This is a genomic window from Streptomyces sp. AB3(2024), assembly GCF_041862025.1.
Classification (GTDB): Bacteria; Actinomycetota; Actinomycetes; order Streptomycetales; family Streptomycetaceae; genus Streptomyces.
Genome location: NZ_JBGWAB010000324.1, coordinates 1 through 626, shown reverse-complemented (window position 1 = coordinate 626; position 626 = coordinate 1). Strand labels below are relative to the sequence as shown.

Sequence of the window (626 nt, the reverse complement as noted above, 5' to 3'; positions counted from 1 at the left end):
GGTGGCGATGGCGGGGGCGCGGCCGTGGATGGAGTGCATCCCGTAGGTGTTCATGTAGTACGGGAAGCGGGAGGAGCAGCCGATGCCGGAGACGAAGACGATGTTCTCCTTCGCCAGTCCCAGCTCGGGCATGAAGCCCTGCACGGCGGCGAGGACGGCGTAGTCGCCGCATCCCGGACACCAGCGGACCTCCTGGTCCGACTTGAAGTCCCTGGCCGAGAGCGCCGCCTCCGCCTTGGGGATCAGGCTCATTGCCTCAGTCATCGATGGCCTCCTGGAGGACCGCGGCCAGCTGCTCCGCCTTGAACGGCATGCCGTTGACCTGGTTGTACGACTGGGCGTCGACCAGGTACTTCGCCCGGATCAGGGTGGCCAGCTGTCCGAGGTTCATCTCGGGGACGACGACCCGGTCGTGGCGGGCGAGCACCTCGCCGAGGTTCGCCGGGAAGGGGTTGAGGTGGCGCAGGTGGGCCTGCGCGATGGCCACTCCTTGGGCGCGCAGCCGGCGGACGGCTGCGGTGATGGGGCCGTAGGTGGAGCCCCAGCCGAGAACCAGGGTGCGGGCCGTGCGGGTCGGGTCGTCGACCTCCAGGTCGGGGACGGTGATGCCGTCGATCTTGGCCTGG

At 69.2% G+C, this 626-nt stretch carries 2 pseudogenes; both read right to left on the bottom strand.

The window, feature by feature from the left end:
* Positions 1-264, bottom strand: a pseudogene (locus ACEPPI_RS40590) (2-oxoacid:ferredoxin oxidoreductase subunit beta); the annotation flags it as partial.
* Positions 257-626: pseudogene (locus ACEPPI_RS40585) on the bottom strand (2-oxoglutarate ferredoxin oxidoreductase subunit alpha); the annotation flags it as partial. The pseudogenes ACEPPI_RS40585 and ACEPPI_RS40590, both read right to left, overlap by 8 nt.